The sequence below is a fragment of the Roseicyclus salinarum genome (assembly GCF_029624655.1).
In the GTDB taxonomy this organism is placed as follows: Bacteria; Pseudomonadota; Alphaproteobacteria; order Rhodobacterales; family Rhodobacteraceae; genus Roseibacterium; species Roseibacterium salinarum.
The window spans coordinates 22,671-42,920 of the sequence record NZ_JARRSA010000026.1; the positions used below are offsets into that span (position 1 = coordinate 22,671).

23 protein-coding genes are annotated in these 20,250 nt (G+C 70.0%); all 23 read left to right on the plus strand.

The genetic code is table 11. The features are described 5' to 3' along the window. Positions 1 to 70 precede the first annotated feature (70 nt). The 23 genes from fabG to cysE all read left to right on the plus strand — a co-directional run bounded on the left by fabG (position 71) and on the right by cysE (position 20,190). On the plus strand, positions 71 to 808 hold the full coding sequence (gene fabG, locus P6F26_RS15205; protein WP_278029547.1) for a 3-oxoacyl-ACP reductase FabG: 738 nt from the start codon (positions 71 to 73) through the stop codon (positions 806 to 808). Positions 809 to 992: 184 nt separating this feature from the next. Next, positions 993 to 1,226, plus strand: a complete 234-nt coding sequence (locus tag P6F26_RS15210; RefSeq protein WP_109664228.1) for an acyl carrier protein — start codon at positions 993 to 995, stop codon at positions 1,224 to 1,226. A 179-nt stretch (positions 1,227 to 1,405) separates the two neighbouring features. Continuing rightward, a complete protein-coding gene (gene fabF, locus P6F26_RS15215) occupies positions 1,406 to 2,662 on the plus strand; it encodes a beta-ketoacyl-ACP synthase II (RefSeq protein WP_278029548.1) in 1,257 nt (418 codons plus the stop codon). Between the two features lie 4 nt (positions 2,663 to 2,666). Continuing rightward, entirely contained in the window at positions 2,667 to 3,830 is a 1,164-nt protein-coding gene (mltG, locus tag P6F26_RS15220) for an endolytic transglycosylase MltG (protein WP_278029549.1), read from the plus strand. A 271-nt stretch (positions 3,831 to 4,101) separates the two neighbouring features. Next, positions 4,102 to 4,479, plus strand: coding sequence for a hypothetical protein (locus P6F26_RS15225; protein ID WP_278029550.1), 378 nt, complete (start codon positions 4,102 to 4,104; stop codon positions 4,477 to 4,479). Beyond that, entirely contained in the window at positions 4,406 to 5,761 is a 1,356-nt protein-coding gene (locus P6F26_RS15230) for a DNA-packaging protein (RefSeq protein ID WP_430736756.1), read from the plus strand. The genes P6F26_RS15225 and P6F26_RS15230 overlap by 74 nt, the downstream gene beginning before the upstream one ends. Before the next feature lie 83 nt (positions 5,762 to 5,844). Beyond that, positions 5,845 to 7,008, plus strand: coding sequence for a phage portal protein (locus P6F26_RS15235; RefSeq protein WP_278029552.1), 1,164 nt, complete (start codon positions 5,845 to 5,847; stop codon positions 7,006 to 7,008). Continuing rightward, positions 7,005 to 7,253: a GTA head formation protein, RCAP_rcc01685 family gene (locus tag P6F26_RS15240; protein ID WP_278029553.1), complete on the plus strand. Its 249-nt coding sequence runs from the start codon at positions 7,005 to 7,007 to the stop codon at positions 7,251 to 7,253. Before P6F26_RS15235 ends, P6F26_RS15240 begins: the two co-directional genes overlap by 4 nt. 9 nt (positions 7,254 to 7,262) lie before the next feature. Then, a complete protein-coding gene (locus tag P6F26_RS15245) occupies positions 7,263 to 7,823 on the plus strand; it encodes an HK97 family phage prohead protease (RefSeq protein WP_278029554.1) in 561 nt (186 codons plus the stop codon). 25 nt (positions 7,824 to 7,848) lie between these two features. Next, positions 7,849 to 9,030, plus strand: coding sequence for a phage major capsid protein (locus P6F26_RS15250; RefSeq protein ID WP_278029555.1), 1,182 nt, complete (start codon positions 7,849 to 7,851; stop codon positions 9,028 to 9,030). A gap of 198 nt (positions 9,031 to 9,228) precedes the next feature. Then, positions 9,229 to 9,813, plus strand: a complete 585-nt coding sequence (locus P6F26_RS15255) for a head-tail connector protein (protein ID WP_278029556.1) — start codon at positions 9,229 to 9,231, stop codon at positions 9,811 to 9,813. Further along, complete coding sequence (locus tag P6F26_RS15260) at positions 9,810 to 10,142, plus strand: phage head closure protein (RefSeq protein ID WP_278029557.1); 333 nt, start codon at positions 9,810 to 9,812, stop codon at positions 10,140 to 10,142. The genes P6F26_RS15255 and P6F26_RS15260 overlap by 4 nt, the downstream gene beginning before the upstream one ends. Further along, complete coding sequence (locus tag P6F26_RS15265) at positions 10,139 to 10,549, plus strand: DUF3168 domain-containing protein (RefSeq protein ID WP_278029558.1); 411 nt, start codon at positions 10,139 to 10,141, stop codon at positions 10,547 to 10,549. Before P6F26_RS15260 ends, P6F26_RS15265 begins: the two co-directional genes overlap by 4 nt. A gap of 39 nt (positions 10,550 to 10,588) precedes the next feature. Next, positions 10,589 to 11,002: a phage major tail protein, TP901-1 family gene (locus P6F26_RS15270; protein WP_278029559.1), complete on the plus strand. Its 414-nt coding sequence runs from the start codon at positions 10,589 to 10,591 to the stop codon at positions 11,000 to 11,002. A 3-nt stretch (positions 11,003 to 11,005) separates the two neighbouring features. Next, entirely contained in the window at positions 11,006 to 11,320 is a 315-nt protein-coding gene (locus P6F26_RS15275; protein WP_278029560.1) for a gene transfer agent family protein, read from the plus strand. Beyond that, the gene (locus tag P6F26_RS15280; protein ID WP_278029561.1) at positions 11,317 to 11,544 is read left to right on the plus strand and encodes a rcc01693 family protein; all 228 of its coding nucleotides are present in this window, start codon (positions 11,317 to 11,319) and stop codon (positions 11,542 to 11,544) included. Before P6F26_RS15275 ends, P6F26_RS15280 begins: the two co-directional genes overlap by 4 nt. Next, positions 11,535 to 12,200 carry a phage tail tape measure protein gene (locus P6F26_RS15285; RefSeq protein WP_430736755.1) on the plus strand — a complete coding sequence of 222 codons (666 nt, stop codon included), beginning with the start codon at positions 11,535 to 11,537 and terminating at the stop codon, positions 12,198 to 12,200. Before P6F26_RS15280 ends, P6F26_RS15285 begins: the two co-directional genes overlap by 10 nt. A 10-nt stretch (positions 12,201 to 12,210) precedes the next feature. Next, positions 12,211 to 12,843, plus strand: a complete 633-nt coding sequence (locus P6F26_RS15290) for a DUF2460 domain-containing protein (RefSeq protein WP_278029562.1) — start codon at positions 12,211 to 12,213, stop codon at positions 12,841 to 12,843. Continuing rightward, entirely contained in the window at positions 12,840 to 13,724 is an 885-nt protein-coding gene (locus P6F26_RS15295; protein ID WP_278029563.1) for a DUF2163 domain-containing protein, read from the plus strand. The genes P6F26_RS15290 and P6F26_RS15295 overlap by 4 nt, the downstream gene beginning before the upstream one ends. After that, a complete protein-coding gene (locus P6F26_RS15300) occupies positions 13,721 to 14,164 on the plus strand; it encodes an NlpC/P60 family protein (protein ID WP_278029564.1) in 444 nt (147 codons plus the stop codon). The genes P6F26_RS15295 and P6F26_RS15300 overlap by 4 nt, the downstream gene beginning before the upstream one ends. Positions 14,165 to 14,167: 3 nt before the next feature. Continuing rightward, positions 14,168 to 18,553, plus strand: coding sequence for a baseplate multidomain protein megatron (locus P6F26_RS15305; protein ID WP_278029565.1), 4,386 nt, complete (start codon positions 14,168 to 14,170; stop codon positions 18,551 to 18,553). Continuing rightward, the gene (locus tag P6F26_RS15310; RefSeq protein ID WP_278029566.1) at positions 18,546 to 19,256 is read left to right on the plus strand and encodes a DUF2793 domain-containing protein; all 711 of its coding nucleotides are present in this window, start codon (positions 18,546 to 18,548) and stop codon (positions 19,254 to 19,256) included. The genes P6F26_RS15305 and P6F26_RS15310 overlap by 8 nt, the downstream gene beginning before the upstream one ends. Before the next feature lie 106 nt (positions 19,257 to 19,362). Next, positions 19,363 to 20,190 carry a serine O-acetyltransferase gene (cysE, locus tag P6F26_RS15315; RefSeq protein ID WP_278029567.1) on the plus strand — a complete coding sequence of 276 codons (828 nt, stop codon included), beginning with the start codon at positions 19,363 to 19,365 and terminating at the stop codon, positions 20,188 to 20,190. Positions 20,191 to 20,250 lie beyond the last annotated feature (60 nt).

A 20,250-nucleotide genomic window follows, 5' to 3' on the forward strand; every position in this document is an offset into this window, starting at 1 on the left:
CGCCGGGATGGTGCCGTCGCGCCAGTCCTGCTAGGACCGCGGAAACGCAACGGGATCGGAGGGACGGGACATGTTCGACCTGACAGGCAAATCGGCACTGGTGACAGGCGCATCGGGCGGGATCGGGGCGTCCATCGCCCGGTCGCTTCATGCGTCGGGCGCGGCGGTCGGGCTGTCGGGGACGCGCGAGGCGCCGCTCGAGGCCCTGGCGGCGGAGCTTGGCGAGCGCGCGCATGTGCTGCCGTGCGACCTGTCGGATGCCGAGGCGGTCGAGGCGCTGCCGAAACGGGCCATCGAGGCGATGGGTGCGGTCGATATCCTGGTGAACAACGCCGGGATCACGCGCGACAATCTTTTCATGCGCATGTCCGACGAGGAATGGTCGCAGGTGCTGGAGGTGAACCTGACCTCCACCATGCGGCTCTGCCGGGGCGTCCTGAGGCCGATGATGAAGGCGCGCTGGGGCCGGATCGTGAACATCTCCTCGGTCGTCGGCGCGACGGGCAATCCGGGGCAGGGCAACTACGCCGCGTCCAAGGCAGGCATGGTCGGCATGTCCAAATCGCTGGCCTACGAGGTGGCGAGCCGAGGGATCACGGTGAACTGCGTCGCGCCCGGTTTCATCGAGACGGCGATGACGGACAAGCTCAACGACGAGCAGAAGGGCCGGATCCTGGCGCAGATTCCCGCCGGCCGGATGGGGGCCACCGAGGAGATCGCGGCATCGGTCGTGTTCCTCGCCAGCGCCGAGGCCGGCTACATGACGGGAGCCACCCTTCATGTGAACGGCGGTATGGCCATGCTGTGATGCTTGCCGCCTTTGGCGTCGCGCGGCCATTGCCTTCGCGAACAGCTATGCTATAGGCGGCGCAGATTGCCGGGGGGCTTGCGCCTGCCGGGTCGCCCATCTGGGCGCGTGTGAGTGGCCGGACAGGCAAAGATCAAACCGGCGCGGCAGCTACAGGCGGCGCATCAAGAGACGAGGAAACAAGATGAGCGACATCGCAGAGCGCGTGAAGAAGATCGTGGTCGAGCACCTGAGCGTGGAAGAGGACAAGGTGACGGAGAACGCTTCGTTCATCGACGACCTCGGCGCCGACTCGCTGGACACGGTCGAACTGGTCATGGCCTTCGAGGAAGAGTTCGGCATCGAAATCCCCGATGACGCGGCCGAAACCATCCAGACCTTCGGCGACGCGGTCAAGTTCATCAAGGAAGCCCAGTAAGCGGCATCCACCACGATCGTCAGACGGCGCCCCATCGGGCGCCGTTTTCGTTTCCCGCCCCGGGCCATGGGCGATTTCGCGGCCGGAAAGCCCCACGGGGCCAGCGGGGATTGCGCGCCGGCAGCGACCCAAGGTATCACGTCGCGACCAAAACGGGGCCGGAAGAAGGGGCAGCGGGAATGCGTCGAGTTGTGGTGACGGGTCTGGGGCTGGTGACGCCCCTGGCGACGGGCGTCGAAGAGACTTGGAAGCGTCTCCTGGCCGGGCAATCCGGCGCAGGGCCGATCACGCGCTTCGACGCGAGCCACCTGGCGACGAGCTACGCCTGCGAGGTGAAGCGGGGCGACGGCAGCGACGGGACCTTCAACCCCGACGACTGGATGGAGCCCAAGGAGCAGCGCAAGGTCGACGAGTTCATCCTCTACGGCGTCGCGGCCGCCGACCAGGCGATCCGGGATTCCGGCTGGGCGCCCACCGACAGCGAGGGCCAGGAGCGCACCGGATGCCTGATCGGGTCGGGCATCGGCGGGCTTCAGTCAATCGCCGAGACCTCGATCACGTTGAAGGAAAAGGGGCCGCGGCGCGTGTCCCCGTTCTTCGTGCCCGGCGCGCTGATCAACCTGATATCGGGCCAGGTCTCGATCCGCTACGGGTTTCGCGGGCCGAACCACGCGGTCGTCACCGCCTGTTCGACCGGCGCGCACGCCATTGGCGACGCGGCGCGGCTGATCATGCTGGACGACGCCGACGTGATGGTCGCGGGCGGCGCGGAAAGCCCGATCTGCGAGATCGGCATCGCCGGGTTCAATGCCTGCAAGGCCCTGTCCACGAAGCGCGGAAGCGAGCCCGAGAAGGCGTCGCGCCCTTGGGACAGCGACAGCGACGGCTTCGTCATGGGCGAGGGCGCGGGCATGGTGGTGCTCGAGGAATACGAGCATGCCAAGGCGCGCGGCGCGACGATCTACGCCGAGATCCTCGGCTACGGCCTGTCGGGCGACGCCTACCACATCACCGCCCCGCCGCCCGACCACGAGGGCGCGGAACGCGCGATGCGCGCCGCGCTCAAGCGCGCGGGCCTGCAGCCGTCCGATATCGACTACGTCAACGCGCATGGCACCTCGACCATGGCCGACACGATCGAACTGGGCGCGGTGGAGCGGCTGATGGGCGATCATGCGGGCAAGCTGATGATGTCCTCGACCAAGTCGATGACGGGACATCTTCTGGGCGCCGCGGGCGCGATCGAGGCGATCTTCTCGATCCTCGCGATCCGCGACCAGATCGCGCCGCCGACGATAAACCTCGACAACCCGGCCGCCGAGACGGCGATCAACCTTTGCGCCAACGCCGCGCAGAAGGGCGAGATCAACATCGTCCAGTCGAATTCGTTCGGCTTCGGGGGCACCAATGCCTGCCTGATCATGGGGCGCGTCTAGGCCCATGTGGAAACACGTCGCTGCCAACGGCCTGAGCTTCCTGATCGTCATCGCGATCGCCCTTGCCGTCGCCATCGGCTGGGGCCAGCGGCAGTGGAGTTCGGAGGGGCCTCTGGAGGAAGCGATCTTCTTCGAAGTTCCGCGCGGCGCATCGTTGCGCGCCGTGTCCGAGGATCTCGCCGAGGCGGGCGCCGTCTCGTCGGCGATGCTGTTCCGGCTTGGCACGGAATACGCCGATCGCTCGGGCGACCTGCGCTTCGGCTCCTACGAGATCCCGGCGCGCGCCTCGATGGAAACCGTACTGGAGATCGTGACGGCGGGCGGCCCGTCGAGCTTCCGCTATGCCGCAACCTATGTGCTGCGCATCGAGGGCACGGGCGAGTTGCGCTTGCGCGAACGCATTCCGGGCACCGGCGAGATCGTCGAGCTTGAGACCTTCGCCTACGAGGACGGGGTGCCGGATGTCTACCGCGAGCTGGTGGAAAGCGACCAGATAACCGTCTACCGCGTGTCGATTCCCGAAGGCCTGACCAGCTGGCAGATCGTGCAGGGCCTGAACCAGGCGGATTTCCTCCAGGGAGAGGTGGCCGACATTCCGGCGGAGGGAATGCTGGCGCCCGACACCTACGAGGTGCGGCGCGGTGACGACCGGAACGACCTGCTGGAGCGGATGCGGCTCGCGCAGGAGACGATCCTCGCCGAGGCCTGGGAGGACCGCGAGGACGGCCTGCCCCTCGCCTCGCCCGAGGAGGCCCTGATCCTCGCCTCGATCATCGAGAAGGAGACGAGCGTGCCAGACGAGCGGGAGCAGGTCGCCAGCGTCTTCGTGAATCGCCTGAACCGGGGAATGCGGCTTCAGACGGACCCAACGGTGATCTACGGGGTGACGAACGGGCGCGGCGTACTGGGTCGCGGCATACGCCAGTCGGAGCTGCGCGACGAGAATCCGTGGAACACCTACGTCATCGACGGGCTTCCGCCCACGCCGATCGCGAACCCCGGTCGGGCCGCGATCGAGGCGGCGCTGAACCCCGACGAGACCGAATACGTGTTCTTCGTCGCGGACGGGACGGGTGGACATGCCTTCGCGCAAACGCTTGAGGAACATAACAGAAATGTCGCTCGCTGGCGCGAGATCGAGGCCGAGCGCGCGGCCTCGGGCAACTGACCAGGATGTGCTCGCCGCCCACGGCGGGTCGATCGCGTACGCTCAAGGCTGACGGAAGGGCGTCGTCTGATGGTTGACGAAAGATGAACCTGTGACTCTTGCGTTAACTATTTGAAAGTAAAAAACTTATTGACCTTCCGCGCGGTCCGTGGCACCTATTTGTGCAAGCTGGATGACGTGGGTGAACGGTCCCGGGGATACCCCCCGAGGGCCGTTTTTTCTTGCGTTGCTCGTGCCCGGGAAACGGATTTTCGGACACGGGGATTTTCTGATGATCGATGAACGCCATTCGCCCGCGCCGCAGGCTGCGTGGGACGTGGACGACCTTGAGCTGACCCTCGAGCGGGCGGAGATGCTGGTCGCCCGGGCGCAGGAGGTCTTCGAGACCACCGTCGAGGCGCTGCAATCGGCGGTCCGAACGCTCAAGTCGATGCCCGAGACGGGCGAACGCGAGGTCGTCAAGGACGTCAGGGCCATGAACGGGGCGCTGATGCTCGCCCTTGAGTTGCAGGAGAAGGCGCGTGTCGCAGGAAGCAGGCATTTCGGGACAGACGGCGGCGGCAAGCTCGACCTCGATGCGGCGCGGGACGAGATTGCCATGCGACTGGCTTGCCTCCGCGACGCCGGAGGAGGAGGGAGCGTTCCTTGACGGCCTCTCGGCCAACGCGACCGCGGCGCTGGCATGGCTGTTCGAGTTCTGGGCCTTGCCGCACCAGTGGCCGCCCGAGGGCGATTGGCACACTTGGGTGGTGCTGGGCGGGCGCGGCGCGGGCAAGACGCGCGCCGGCGCGGAATGGGTCCGCGCCCATGTCGAGGGTGCCGGCCCGGAGGCGCCCGGCCGGGCGCGGCGCGTGGCGCTGGTGGCGGAAACCTACGACCAGGCGCTTGCGGTGATGGTCAAGGGCGAGAGCGGTCTTCTGGCCTGTTCGCCGCCCGACCGGCGGCCGCGCTGGGTCGCGGGCGAGCGGCTTCTGGTATGGCCGAACGGGGCCGAGGCGCGGGTGTTCTCGGCGCATGACCCCGAGGCATTGCGGGGGCCGCAATTCGACCTCGCATGGGCGGACGAGCTTGCAAAGTGGCCCAAGGGGCAGGCGGCGTGGGACATGCTGCAATTCGGATTGAGGCTGGGACGCCGTCCGCGGGCCGTCGTCACCACGACGCCGCGCAATGCGGCCGTGCTTCGCGATCTTCTGGGCCGTGACAGCACGGTGAAGACCCATGCCTGCACGGAGGCGAACAGGGCCTTCCTCGCAGCGAGCTTCATCGAGGAGATCCGCGCGCGCTACGGCAACACGCGGCTGGGGCGGCAGGAAATCGACGGCGAGATGCTGGGCGATGTCGAGGACGCGCTGTGGACCCGCGCGGCGATCGACGCGGCCCGCGTGAGCGAGGTGCCTCACGGGGTCCGGGTCATCGTCGCGGTCGATCCGCCGGTGACGGGTCACGAGGGCTCGGACGCCTGCGGGATCATCGTCGTGGGCGTGGTGACGGAGGGCCCGGTGGCAGACTGGCGCGCCGTCGTCATCGAGGATTGCAGCCTGAAGGCCGCCAGCCCGACGCGCTGGGCCGAGGCGGCGGCGGCGGCCTACCACCGCCATCGCGCGGAGCGCATGGTGGCCGAGGTCAACCAGGGTGGCGACCTGGTGGAGACGATCATGCGGCAGGTCGACCCGATGGTGAGCTACCGTGCGGTGCGGGCCAGCCGCGGAAAGGCGGCGCGGGCCGAACCCGTGGCCGCGCTCTATGAACAGGGGCGCGTGGCGCACCTCGGAACGCTGGCGCATCTGGAGGACGAGATGTGCCAGATGACGATCCGCGGCTACGACGGCCAGGGCAGTCCCGACCGGGTCGATGCGCTGGTCTGGGCGCTGACGGACGGGATGATCGCGCCGGCAGCCCGGCGCCTCAGGCCCGGCATCCGCGGACTTTAGGACATTCGACGTGGCGCAGGCGCGCCCGGCCCGTTCCCGATCCGTCGGGACGGGTCTTTTTCACTGCTTGAGGAGACGCGCGCATGGTGATGGCTTTCTTGCGAAAAACCAGACTGGCGGCGCCCGTGGCGAAGGCCTCGGCCGGCGCTCGCGTGGCGGTCTGGGGCAGCGCGGGCCGCGTGGCGTGGACGCCGCGGGACACCGTCTCGCTCACGCGGAACGGGTTCATCGGCAATCCCGTCGGCTACCGCGCGGTCAAGATGATCGCCGAGGCTGCCGCCGCCCTGCCCATCGTCTGCCAGGACGCCGCGAGGCGCTACGACAGCCATCCCGCGCTGAGCCTGATCTCGCGCCCGAACGCGGCGCAGGGGCGGGCCGACCTCATGGAGGCGGCCTTCGCGCAGCTGCTTCTGTCGGGCAACGCCTATGTCGAGGCCGTGCCGGGCGCGGACGGCTGGCCATTGGAGCTTCACGTGCTGCGGTCGGACCGGATGAGCGTCGTGCCCGGCGCCGATGGCTGGCCGCTGGGCTACGATTACGCCGTCGGTGCGAAGACGCACCGCTTCGAGCCCGGGCATGTCTGTCATGTGAGGTCCGTGCACCCCCTCGACGACCACTACGGCCTCGCCCCGCTGCAGGCGGCCGCCACCGCGATCGACGTGCACAACGCGGCCGCCCGCTGGTCCAAGGCCCTCCTCGACAACGCGGCGCGGCCTTCTGGCGCTATCGTCTACCGCGGCGCGGACGGCACGGGGACGATGGGTCAGGACCAGTTCGAACGCCTCCAGATGGAGCTGGAAAGCCATCATCAGGGCGCACGCAACGCCGGCCGGCCGATGCTGCTGGAGGGCGGGCTCGACTGGAAGCCGATGGGGTTCAGCCCGTCCGACATGGAGTTCCAGAAGACCAAGGAGGCCGCCGCGCGCGACATCGCGCTCGCCTTCGGCGTGCCGCCGATGCTGCTCGGCATTCCCGGCGACGCGACCTACGCGAACTACGCCGAGGCCAATCGCGCCTTCTACCGTCTGACAATCCTGCCGCTCGCACAGAAGGTGCTGGCCGCGCTGTCGCACTGGCTGTCGGGGATTGGGGGCGACCCGGTGGAGCTGCGCCCCGACCTCGATCAGGTGCCCGCACTTTCGGCGGAACGCGAGGCGCAATGGCGACGCATCGGGGAGGCCGATTTCCTGACCGAGGGCGAGAAGCGACGGCTTCTGGGCCTGCCGGACCGGCCCGAAGGCGCATGACGGTCCGGCGCGACATCGGCGGCTCCCGCTATCTCTATGCCCCGTTCGACGCGGCCAATGCCCGGATCGACGCCAACGAGCGCGTCCTGGAGGAGCGCTGGCAGGCGCTCAGCTACCGGCTCGGGGCGATGGAGGCGGCGCTCGAAAGGTTGGAGCGCCGCCTTTGGCTGGCGGTATTCGGCGTCGTCGCCGTGATCCTAACCGAAGCCGTGGGCCAGATCCTCGACCTCAACGCAGGCCTTTAGGAGACTGACGTGAAGACATTTTTCGACAGCGGGCTGGAAACCAAGTTCTGCCGCGCGGAGGCGAAGCTGACCGTGACGGAGAGACGCGAGATAACGGGCTACGCTTCGCTATTCGGGGCGGTCGACCAGGGCGGCGACATCGTGGAGCGCGGCGCATACGCCAGCAGCCTAAGGGGTGGACGCGGCGTGAAGATGCTGTGGCAGCACGACCCGCGGGAGCCAATCGGCATCTGGGACGAGGTCCGCGAGGACGCGGCCGGGCTGTTCGTGAAGGGGCGGCTTCTCGACGGCGTGGCCCGCGCCCGAGAGGCAGCGGCCCTGATCGAGGCGGGCGCGATCGATGGGCTCAGCATCGGCTACCGCACGGTGCGGGCACACAGGAACGACAAGGGGCAAAGGCTCCTGACGGAGGTGGACCTGTGGGAAGTGTCGCTGGTGACCTTTCCGATGCTCCCCGAAGCGCGGCTCGCCCCGACGCGGCCCGAGACGGCCAAGCAGGACGACCTGCAGGACCTGGCGGCGGCGTTTCACGACGCCCGACGCAGACTGGCGGCGCGTTCCGCCCGCTGACCCAACCGCAAGCAGAGGTGTTGCGATGACCGAGACCGACCCGGCGGGCCCTTCGGCGCCCCTGATCTCTAAGACGAAGGCCGCAATCGACGGTTTTCTCAACGAGTTCAACAAGCTCCAAGACGACATGAATGTGAAGCTCCAGAAACAGGAAGAGCGGATTGCCATGCTGACCACGAGGACCATGACCCATGCCCGTCCGGCGCTGAGCGCCGAGGCGGAACGGACCGCGCCGCACAGGAAGGCGATGACCGCCTATCTTCGTTACGGCGATGACGACGCGCTGCGCGGCCTCGAGGTCGAGGGCAAGGCGATGAATTCCGCGGTCAACGCCGAGGGCGGCTATCTCGTCGATCCGCAGACGGCCGAAACGATACAGTCCGTCCTTCGCTCGGCCTCGAGCCTGCGGTCGGTGGCCAATATCGTGTCCGTCGAGGCCACGTCCTTCGATGTCCTCATCGACTCCACCGAGGCGGGCGCCGGCTGGGCGGACGAGATCGCGCCCGCCTCGGAGACCGACACCCCGCAGCTCGAGCGGATCTCGATCCCGCTTCACGAGCTTTCGGCGCTTCCCAAGGCGTCGCAGCGGCTTCTCGACGACGCGGCCTTCGACATCGAGGGCTGGCTGGCGGGCCGCATCGCCGACAAGTTCGCCCGCGCCGAGGCCGATGCGTTTCTCAACGGCGACGGCGCCGGCAAGCCCAAGGGGCTGCTGACCCATCCGACCGTCGCGAACGCAAGCTGGGCGTGGGGCAGCCTGGGCTACGTCGCCACCGGCACGGCGGGCGATTTCGACGCGACAAACCCCTCGGACAGCATCGTGGACCTCGTCTATGCGCTTGGCGCCCGCTATCGCGCGAACGCGACGTTCCTGATGAATTCCAAGACGGCCGGGGCGGTGCGCAAGATGAAGGATGCCGATGGCCGGTTCCTGTGGTCGGACGGCCTCTCGCAGGGGGAGCCCGCGCGCCTGATGGGCTACCCGGTTCTGGTGGCCGAGGACATGCCGGACATCGCGGCCGGCGCAATGGCGATCGCCTTCGGCGACTTCGGCGCAGGCTACACGATCGCCGAGCGGCCCGACCTTCGCGTGCTGCGCGATCCGTTCTCGGCCAAGCCGCACGTCCTGTTCTACGCGACGAAGCGTGTCGGCGGCGACGTGACGGATTTCGCGGCCGTCAAGCTGATGAAGTTCGCCGCTTCGTAAGCGGCTCGATCCGGACCCCGCCTCGGCGTGCATTCGCCGGGGCGGGCGGCGGCGCCGGGTCGCGATCCAGCTGCGCGTTTCACCGCACGAGCAGGCGGTGCGGCGTCGCCGACGTTTTCCAAGCCTTCTGAACGACGCGCGGGAAGCCATTGGCATTCCGATATCTTTTGCGCGTGAGCCGCGGAGATGATCTTTCCCATGTTGACAGAAATCGCGCCCGTTCCGGGCGCGGCCTTGCCGGTTGAGGACCTGGCGGGCCACCTTCGCCTCTCGCGTGGCTTCGCCGATGACGCCGCGCTGGACACGCATCTCGAGGGCTGCCTCCGCTCGGCGCTGGCGGCGATCGAGACGCGCCTGGCCAAGGCGCTCTTCCGGCGGCAGTTCTCGCTTTCGGCCGCCAATTGGGCCGCGCAGGACAGCCACCCGCTGTCGGTCGCGCCCGTGGTCTCGGTCGAAACCTTCAAGATCATTTCGCGCACCGGCGAGGAGACCTTGGTGGCGCCGGAGGCCTACGATCTGGACGCGGACGCGCACCGGCCCGCACTCGTCGCGCGCTCCGGCCGCCTGCCGGTCCTGCCGCCCGGGAGTGCAGCAGAGATCCGGTTTCATGCCGGATTTTCCGAGGATTGGGCGGGGCTGCCACCGGACCTGCGGCAGGCCGTGGTGCTTCTGGCAGCCGAGTTCTTCGGTCAGAACGCCGAGGCGGACAGGGGCTGGCCCGCCTCCGTCTCGGTTCTGCTGGAGCCCTTCCGGGTGCTGAGGCTGCGCGGGGCGGGACGATGAGCGCGCCGCGACTGACGCGGCGTCTCGTGCTCGAGGCGCCCGAGCGCGTGCCCGATGGCGCGGGCGGCTATGCCGAGACCTGGACGGTGCGCGGTTCGGTCTGGGCCGAGGTCGTGCCGCGCGGCGCGGGTAGGGAGGTCGACGCGGCGCGGTCGCGCCTGAACCTCAAGATCACCGTGCGCTCAGCGCCGCAGGGCGCGCCCTCGCGCCCGACGGCGGCGATGCGTTTCCGCGATGGGCAAAGGCTTTACCGGATCGAGGCCGTGACGGAGGCGGATGCGACGGGGCGGACGCTTGCGTGTTTCGCGACCGAGGAGACGGGCGCATGAGCTACGGATCCTCGGCATCCTTGCAGGAGGCGATCTTTGCCGCGCTCGCGGCCGATGCGTCGGTCTCGGCGCTTTCGGGGGGCGCGATCTACGACGCCATCCCGCCCGGCGCCGTGCCGAGCCTCTACCTGAGCCTCGGGCCCGAACGCGCGCGCCACGGGGCGGACAAGACAGGCGACGGCGCGGTGCACGACTTCTCGGTGCTCGTCGTCTCGGACGGCGCGGGCTTCGGTGCGGCCAAGGCGCTTGCCGTGGCGGTGTCCGATGCGCTGGACGGGTCGGCGCCGCCGCTGTCACGGGGTCGGATCGTGCGCCTCGATTTCCGGCGGGCGCAGGCGCGTCGCAAGGGCGACACGAGGCAGATCGAGCTGTGGTTCCGTGCGGCGATCGACCTCGGAAATGCTTGAACTATACCCCACAAAACCATGAGATGATGGGAGAATGATATGGCTGCTCAGAGCGGAAAGGACCTGTTGGTCAAGGTCGACATGGACGGAACCGGCCTGTTCGAGACCGCAGCGGGGCTTCGCGCCACGCGGATCTCGTTCAATGCCGAGACCGTGGACGTCACCAGCCTGTCGTCGGCGGGGGGATGGCGAGAGCTTCTGAAGGGCGCGGGCGTGAAGTCGGCTGCGATCTCGGGATCGGGCATCTTCCGCGACGCGGCCACGGACGAACGGGCGCGGGCGATCTTCTGGGGGGGCGACACGCCCGATTTCCAGGTCGTGATCCCGGATTTCGGCATCGTGGAGGGGCCGTTCCAGATCACCGCGATAGAATACGCAGGCACGCATGACGGCGAAGCGACATACGAGATGTCGATGGCGTCGGCGGGCGCGCTGACCTTCACGGCGATCTGAGCCATGGCCAACCCCTGGGCGGGCGAGGTCGCCTTGAGCGTGAACGGCGAGCGGCGTGTGGCGAAACTGACGCTGGGTGCGCTCGCGGAACTCGAGGCGCGGCTGGGGGCGGGAAGCCTCGCCGATCTGGTCGCACGGTTCGAGGACGGCGCGCCGAAGGCGGGTGACGTGCTGGCGCTCGTTCACGCGGGGCTGCGTGGCGGCGGTTGGGAGGGCGATATCGGCGAGCTGTTGACGGCCGAGATCGAGGGCGGGGTTATCGAGGCCGCAAGGATCGCGGCGCGGCTGCTCGCCCTGGCGTTCAGGATGCCCCAATGAACGGGCCCGGAGGCTTCGACTGGGCGGCCCTGATGCGCGCGGGGCTTCAGGGCCTGGGGCTTTCGCCGGCGGAGTTCTGGCGCCTCGGCCCGACCGAGTTTCTGCTCATGCTGGGCGAGGCGGGCGCGGGCGGGCCAATGCGGCGCGACGCCTTCGAGGCCTTGTCCGCGCGGTTCCCCGAAACGACCGCCGCATCTTCCGAGGGAGACACCGAATGGCAATGACGGATGACGAACTGGACCGCCTCGAGGGCGGGCTGGGCGAGTTGGAGACGACGCTTGCCGGGGCCGCCTCGATGACGTCGGCCTTCCAGTCCGAGCTGCGGTCGCTTCAGGGTGCGATGCTTCACACCAACCGTGAGGCCGGCGCGATGGGCAGGTCCGTGGGCGCTGGTCTCAGACGGGCCTTCGACGGGGTGGTATTCGACGGAATGCGCCTGTCGGACGCGCTGCGCGGTGTCGCCGCGAGCATGGCCGATGCCGCCTACACCACCGCCATGAAGCCCGTGCAGACAGCACTCGGGGGCGCGCTTGCGGGGGATATGAGCAGCCTGATGTCGGGGCTTCTGCCGTTCCAGAAGGGGGGTGCGATCTCGCAGGGGCGCGTCACCCCGTTCGCGCGCGGCGGCCTCGTTCGTGGTCCGACGGCCTTTCCGATGCGGGGCGGCACCGGCCTTATGGGCGAGGCGGGCCCTGAGGCGATCCTGCCCTTGCGCCGCGGCGCGGACGGGCGGCTGGGCATCGAGGCCGGCGGCGGGTCCGCGCCGGTCAGCGTCACGATGAACATCACAACGCCCGACGTGCAGGGCTTCCGCCGCAGCCACGGCCAGATCGCGGCCGAGATGGGTCGCGCCCTCGCGTGCGGCCAGCGCAACCGTTGAGGAGAGGCCCATGAGCTTCCACGACATCCGTTTCCCCGCCGACCTGAGCCTCGGCTCGGTGGGCGGGCCGGAGCGGCGTACCGAGGTCGTCACGCTGTCGAACGGGTTCGAGGAGCGCAACACTCCCTGGGCCCATTCCCGCCGCCGCTACGATGCGGGCGCCGGGATGCGCTCGCTCGACGATGTCGCGACGCTGGTCGCCTTCTTCGAGGCGCGGCGCGGGATGCTGCACGGGTTCCGCTGGAAGGATTGGGCGGACTACAAGAGCTGCGCGCCCTCGGCGCTTCCGGCGTTCCGTGACCAGCGTATAGGCACCGGCGACGGCGAGACGCGCAGCTTCGCGTTGTGCAAGACCTACGAGGCGGGCGCCTTCGCCTATGCGCGCCCCATCGCGAAACCCGTGGCGGGAAGCGTGCTGGCGGGCGTCGGCGCCGACGAACTCGTGGCGGGCGTCCATTTCGAGCTCGACGCGACGACCGGGCAAATCACCTTCGCCGATCCCCCGGCACCGGGCGAGGAGGTGACGGCCGGCTTCGAATTCGACGTACCGGTGCGCTTTGACACCGACGGGGTGCGGGCCTCGGTCGCCAGTTTCCAGGCGGGCGAAGTGCCGGACGTGCCAGTGGTGGAGATTCGGATATGAGCGTCGAGGGGCTGGACGCGCACCTTGCCACCGGCGTCACCGGCATCGCGCGCTGCTGGAAGCTGACGCGGCGCGACGGCCGGACCTACGGCTTCACCGATCATGACCGCGACCTCGTCTTCGACGGGGTCACGTTCCGCGCGGGCACGGGCCTGAGCGCGGCTTCGCTCAGCCAGTCGACGGGGCTTGCGGTCGACAACACCGAGGCGGTGGGCGCGCTGTCCGACGCCGCCGTCACCGAGGCCGACATCGCCGCCGGCCGTTTCGACGGGGCGGCGATCGAGGCATGGTCCGTGCAGTGGGCGGACCCGGCGAACCGGGTGATCCAGTTCCGCGGAACGCTCGGCGAGGTGAGCCGCGCGAACGGCGCCTTCACGGTCGAGTTGCGCGGGCTGGCCGAGGCGTTGAACGTGGCGCGCGGCCGGGTCCATCAGAAATCGTGTCCGGCGGTCCTTGGCGACGCGGACTGCGGCTTCGACCTCGCGACGCCGGGATACAGCGTGGAACTGCCCGTGGCGTCAGCGGAGGGCGCGCGGGTCTTCACGTTCGCGCAAGCGGGCGGCTTCGAGGCGCGATGGTTCGAGCGCGGCGTCGTGAGCGTTCTCGACGGCGCCGCGGCGGGACTTTCGGGCGCGATCAAGCGCGACCGTCCCGAGACCGGCGGCGCGCGGCGCGTCGAGCTATGGGACAGCCTGCGCGCCGAGGTTGCGCCGGGCGACAGGCTGAAGCTTGTCGCGGGCTGCGACAAGCGCATGGAGACCTGCCGGCTCAAGTTCTCCAACATCCTCAATTTCCGGGGCTTTCCCGACATACCCGGCGAGGACTGGATGCTTGCCCACCCCACGCGGCTTTCCGTGCGTACCGGCGGGAGCCGGCGGTGAGGGCGGCGCGCGCCGACATCGTCGCGGCGGCGCGGGGCTGGATCGGCACGCCCTACGTCCACCAGGCGCGGCGGCGCGGCGCGGGGTGCGACTGCCTGGGGCTGGTTCTGGGCGTCTGGAACGAGGTGCTGGGCGCGCTGCCCGAGACGCCGCCCGCCTACACGGCCGACTGGTCCGAGGCGACGGGCGAAGAACGGCTGTGGGCGGCGGCGGAGCGACACCTGACACCGCGCGCGCCAGGCGACGAAGCGGAGGGCGACGTAATCCTGTTCCGGATGCGCGCCCACGGCGTCGCCAAGCATCTCGGCCTGCAGACCGGCCTCGGGGCGGGCGGCCGCTTCATTCACGCATATTCGGGCCACGGCGTCGTCGAGAACGGCCTGACGCCGGCCTGGTCGCGCCGGATCGTGGCGCGGTTTTCCTTCCCGGATCGGAGCTGAGACATGGCGACACTGGTATTGTCGGCGGTCGGCGCGGCAGTGGGCGGCGCGTCCGGTATCTCGGCCTTCGGGCTGTCGGGCATGGTTATCGGCCGGGCCGTGGGCGCCACGATCGGCAGGGCCATCGACCAGAGGCTTCTGGGCTCGGGCTCGGAGCCGGTCGAGCACGGACAGGTGGACCGCTTCCGCTTCACCAACGCATCCGAGGGTGCGCCCCTGGCCCGGCTTTTCGGACGGATGCGCCTTGGCGGACAGGTGATCTGGGCCACGCAGTTCCTCGAGCGGTCGCGCACGACGGGCGGGGGCGGCGGCAAGGGCGCCCCGAGGCAGCCCACGACGACGACCTACTCCTACAGCGTCAGCCTTGCCCTTGCGATCTGCGAGGGCGAGATCTCGCGCGTCGGCCGGATCTGGGCGGACGGTGTCGAGATCGACCGCCGGACGGTCAACCTGCGGATCCACAAGGGCGGCGTCGACCAGATGCCCGACCCGCTGATCGAGGCGGTCGAGGGCATCGGCGCGGTGCCGGCCTATCGCGGCGTGGCCTACGCGGTTTTCGAGGACCTCGACCTGTCGCCCTACGGCAACCGGGTGCCACAGTTCTCCTTCGAGGTGGTGCGGCCCGCGCGCCCCGACGGACAGGGCGCCCTCGTGCCCGCGCCCGCGGACATGCTCCGCTCGGTCGCGCTGATCCCGGGAACGGGCGAATACGCGCTTTCGACGACGCCCGTGCATTTCGCCGGTGCGCTCGGGGCGGCGGGCGCGGCCAATGTCAGCGCGGGGGGCGGGCTGACCGACTTCGAGCAATCGCTCGAGGCGCTGCGCGACACGTTGCCGAACCTCGCGTCGGTCTCGTTGATCTATTGCTGGTTCGGCGACGACCTGCGCGCGGGGCATTGCCGGGTCAGGCCCAAGGTCGAGGACCGGACGCGCGAGGGCGTGGGGCAGGCGTGGCGGGCGGGCGGCCTGTCGCGCGGCGCGGCCGAGGAGATCGCGCGCGACGCGAACGGCCGGCCCATCTACGGCGGCACCCCGTCCGATGCCGGGGTCATCGAAGCCATCAGGGCGATCCGTTCGGGCGGGCAGGAGGTCATGTTCTACCCCCTGATGCTCATGGAGATCCCCGAGGGCAACGGCCTGCCGGATCCCTGGGGCGGCGTGGAGCAGGCGGCCTTTCCGTGGCGCGGGCGGATCACGTCCGAGATCGCCGCCGGTCAGCCAGGAAGCCCCGACGGAACGGCCGCCAACCGCGCCGCCGTCGACGCCTTCTTCGGAACGGTCAAGGCCAGCGACTTTTCCGTCTCGGCCGGCCATGTCTCATATGCCGGGCCGGCCGAATGGAGCCTTTCGCGCTACGTCCTGCACTCCGCGGCGCTTTGCGCGGCGGCGGGCGGGGTCGAGGCGTTCTGCATCGGTTCGGAGTTCCGCGGCCTCACCGCGATGCGGGACGATACGGGCTTTCCCGCAGTGGGCCGCCTGCGCGCCCTGGCCGCGCAGGTGCGCCAGCTTCTGCCGGACGCGCGCATGAGCTACGCAGCCGACTGGTCGGAATATTTCGGCCATCAGCCACAGGACGGATCGGGCGAGGTCCATTTCCACCTCGACCCGCTCTGGGCCGACCCGCTGATCGACTTCGTCGGCATCGACAACTACATGCCGCTTTCGGATTGGCGCGACGGGACGGATCACGCCGACGCCGCGTGGCCTTCGGTCCACGATATCGGTTACCTGCAGTCGAACATCGAGGGCGGTGAGGGCTTCGACTGGCACTACCCCACCGACGAGGCGCGCGCGGCCCAGCGGCGCGCGCCGATCACCGACGGGGAGGGCGGCAGCCCCTGGATCTTCCGCTACAAGGCGCTTCGCGGCTGGTGGGAGAACGCGCACGTCGATCGCATCCATCCCGCGCGGCGCTCGGGTCTTGCGGGGGGCGACGCGCCGCAGGGATGGTTGCCGCGCCTGTCGCCGGTCGTGACGCCGCTCGCCGCCGTGCACGGCCCTTACGCCGCGCCCGTGCGCGTGGCGGGCGGCGACGATCCATGGCAGCGGATCGAAAGCCCCGCCTTCGCCTGCGAAGCCGGCCGGGACTACGAGTTGCGCCTGACCGGCGGGCCGGGCAGCGCGGGCGGCTTTCGCGCGAGCCTGAGGGCCGCGGGTGCGCCCCTTGTCGAGCTGCTCTCGGACGGAACGATCGCGCCGGCCGTTGCGACGTCGGCGGGTGCAGGCGCCTATGGCCTCGAGGTGCTGGACGAGGGCGGCGGCGTTCACGTCGTGCGCATCGTGTTCAACCTGCCGGGCCCCGCCGGCGTGACGGTCGATCTTGGTCCTGGCGACTGCGCGCCGGGCGGCGATGTCGTCCTTTTCGGCGCGTCGCTGACGCCCTGGCCCTATCCGTCGACCGCGTGGCAGCCGCGGATGAAGCCCATCGTCTTCACCGAGTTCGGATGCCCCGCCATCGACAGGGGCACGAACCAGCCAAACAAGTTCCTCGATCCCAAGAGCGACGAAAGCGCCGCGCCGCATCATTCCACGGCGCATCGCGACGACGCCATTCAGGCGCAATACCTGCGCGCCGTCCTCGACTACTGGGCCGATCCCGGCAGGAACCCCGTCTCGGAGGTCTATGGCGGGCCGATGATCGACATGGCGCGCGCCCATGCCTGGGCGTGGGACGCGCGGCCCTGGCCCGCCTTCCCGCACGACCTCGCGCGGTGGTCGGACGGGGACAACTGGGGCCGGGGTCACTGGCTGACCGGGCGGCTCGACGCGGCGCCGCTCGACCTCGTTGTGGCCGAGATCTGCGAACGCGCGGGCCTTTCGGATTACGATGTCTCGGGGGTGCACGGGCTTGTGAGGGGCCATGTCACGGGGGAGACCGGGACTGCGCGCGCCGCGCTTCAGCCGCTTATGCTCGCCCACGGCGCGCAGGCCGTCGAACGTGAGGGCCGGCTGGTGTTTCGGAGCATGGCCCGGACGCCCGGTGCGCTTCTGGACGAGGGCTCCACGGCGCTCGCCGAAGACGGGCGGGGCGGTTTCGAGACGGTGCGCGCGCCGCGCGCGGAGACGGTGGGACGGCTGCGCATCGGCTATACCGACGGCGAGGCGAGTTACGACGACCGCATCGCGGAGGCCGTGCATCCGGGCGATCCCTCGGACGCGATGACCGAAACGCGGCTGCCGCTGGCGCTGACGCCGCCCGAGGCCCGTGCGCTGGCAGAACGCGGCCTCGCCGAGGCGCGGGTGGCGCGGGACTCCATCAAGCTGAGCCTGCCGCCCTCGACCCGCGCGCTGGGGGCGGGCGAGGTCTTCGCGCTTGGGGACGGCACCATGTGGCGCATCGACAGGGTCACGGAGCGCGGGACGCGCGACATCGAGGCGGTGCGGGTCGAGCCGTCCGCGTCCGAGCCCTCCGACGCGGTCTACGAGCCCGCGCCGTCCGCCGCATACCTTCCGCCCCTGCCGGTGGAGCCGATCTTCATGGACCTGCCGCTTCTGACTGGCGACGAGGTGGCGCACGCGCCGCACCTCGCCGTGGCCGCGACGCCGTGGCCGGGGCCGGTCGCGGTCTGGAAGGCGCCGGGGCCCGACGGCTTCACGCTGAACCGCATCGTCGAGCGCGGCGCCCTGGCGGGGCGGCTGGAGACGCCGCTTGCCGCCGCGCCTCCCGGCCTGTGGGACCGGGGCGCCCCGATGCGGGTGCGCATCGCCGGGGGCGCGCTTTCCTCGGCCGAGGCGGGCGCGGTGCTGAACGGGGCCAACGTTGCGGCGATCGGGCCGGGAGACGGTGCGGGCTGGGAAGTGATCCAGTTCCGCGAGGCGACGCTTGTGGGCGAGGATCTGTGGGAGGTTTCGCTGCGCCTGCGCGGCCAGGCCGGGACGGACGCGGACATGCCCGCCGTCTGGCCCGAGGGAAGCCTGTTCGTGGTCCTCGACGGGGCGGTCGGGCAGCTTGACCTGCCGGCTTCGGCGAGAGGCCTTGCGCGGCACTGGCGGGTCGGACCCGCACGCCGTTCGCTGGACGACCCCAGCTACGTCGAAAGGGTCCTCGCCTTCGCGGGGATCGGCCTCAGGCCGCTCGCGCCGGTGCACCTGCGGGCCAGCGCCGAGGGCGGCGACCGGGTCGTCACATGGATCCGCCGGAGCCGGATCGATGCCGACAGCTGGGAAGGCGCCGAGGTGCCGCTGGGCGAGACCTTCGAGAGCTACGCCCTCAGGGTGGTCGATGCCGGCGCGCTGCGCCGCGAGGAGGTGCTTGGCGCGCCTTCCTTCACCTACACCGCCGCGATGCGGGCCGCGGACGGCACGTCTGGCCCCTACAGCATCGAAGTCGCCCAGATCTCCGAGCGTTTCGGAGCGGGCCCGTTCGCGAGGATCGATATCGATGAGTGACACCGCAAACCTCTCGCTCCCGCTGCTGCAGCCCGCGCAGGCGCAGAAGCACGTCACCGTCAACGAGGCGCTGGCGCGTCTCGACGGGCTGACGCAGCTGTGCCTTCAGTCCGTCTCGCAGGCGGCGCCCCCCGTCTCCCCTGCCGACGGCGCGGCCTACGGGGTGCCGCAAGGCGCGGTGAACGCATGGGCGGGGAAGGGCGGCAACGTCGCCGTCTTCGTCGCGGGCGGCTGGGTCTTCGTGGCCGCGCGGCGCGGGTGGCGGGCGATGGTGCTCGATGACGGGCATGTCGCGGTCTTCGACGGCACGCTCTGGCGGGCGGGTGCGGTCACGCTGTCGCCGGGCGGCGCGTCGCTTGCCATGCGGGCGGCCGAGATCGACGTGACGCTGGGCGCGGGGGCGTCCGTCGCGACGCCCGTGGCCTTCCCGGAACGCGCCATCGCCTTCGGCGTGACCGGCCGCGTGACGGCGGCGATATCGGGCACCGCCACGGCATGGGCGCTGGGCGTCGAGGGCGACGCGGCGCGTTACGGGACGGGGTTGGGCCTGTCGCAGAACGCATGGGTCAACGGGCCGGGCGTGCCCATCGTCTACTGGGCGGCGACCCCGCTTCTGGTCACGCCCATCGGGGGCGAATTCGCGGGCGGAACGCTTCGCCTCGTGGCGCATTTCGCCGAGCTTTCGCTGCCCGACGCGGTCTGAGCGGGGGCGGCTGTCACGGATGCGTGCGGGCCATGCGCGGGGCATTGGACCGAGGGGGCGTGCTGCGCTATGTTGACGCCAATCGCGTCGCACAGGAGGCCGCCCCATGGCCAGGACCCAATCCCGCATCTCCGAGCTCGACCCGGTCTGGCGCAGGATCACCGAGGAGGCCGAGGCGGCGGTCGTGGACGAGCCGCTTCTGGGCGGCGTCCTCCATTACTGCATCCTCCATCACAAGACGCTGGAAAGCGCGCTGGCCTACCGCCTCGCGCAGAAGCTGTCCTCGGGCGAGATGTCCGAGCAGATCCTGCGAGAGATCGCCGACGAGGCCTATGCCGCGGCGCCCGAGCTTGGCGCGGCGGCCCGCGCCGATGTCGTGGCCGTCTTCGACCGCGATCCCGCCTGCAACCGCTTCCTTCAGCCCCTGATGTATTTCAAGGGGTTCCAGGCGGTGCAGGCCTACCGGGTGGGCCACTGGCTGTGGTTGCAGGGGCGCAAGGACCTTGCCTACTTCATCCAGATGCGCGTGTCGGAGGTCTTCGGCATCGACATCCATCCCGCCGCGCGGATCGGGCGGGGGATCATGATCGACCACGCCCATTCCATTGTCATCGGCGAGACGGCGGTGGTGGGCGACAACGTCTCGATGCTTCACTCGGTGACGCTGGGCGGCACCGGCAAGGAGACCGAGGATCGCCACCCCAAGATCGGCGACGGCGTGCTGATCGGGGCCGGGGCGAAGGTCCTGGGCAACATCCGGGTGGGCAATTGCAGCCGCATCGCCGCGGGCTCCGTCGTGCTGGAGGAGGTGCCGCCCTGCAAGACGGTGGCGGGCGTCCCGGCGCGCATCGTCGGCGAGGCGGGGTGCGACCAGCCCTCCATGCGCATGGACCACCTGCTGCCGAGCGCTGGGACGGTCTCGGGCGAGGCCTGAGCGCCCGGCGCAATCCAGATCCCCATCATGCGAAAGCGGCGTCCTCCGGGGCGCCGCTTT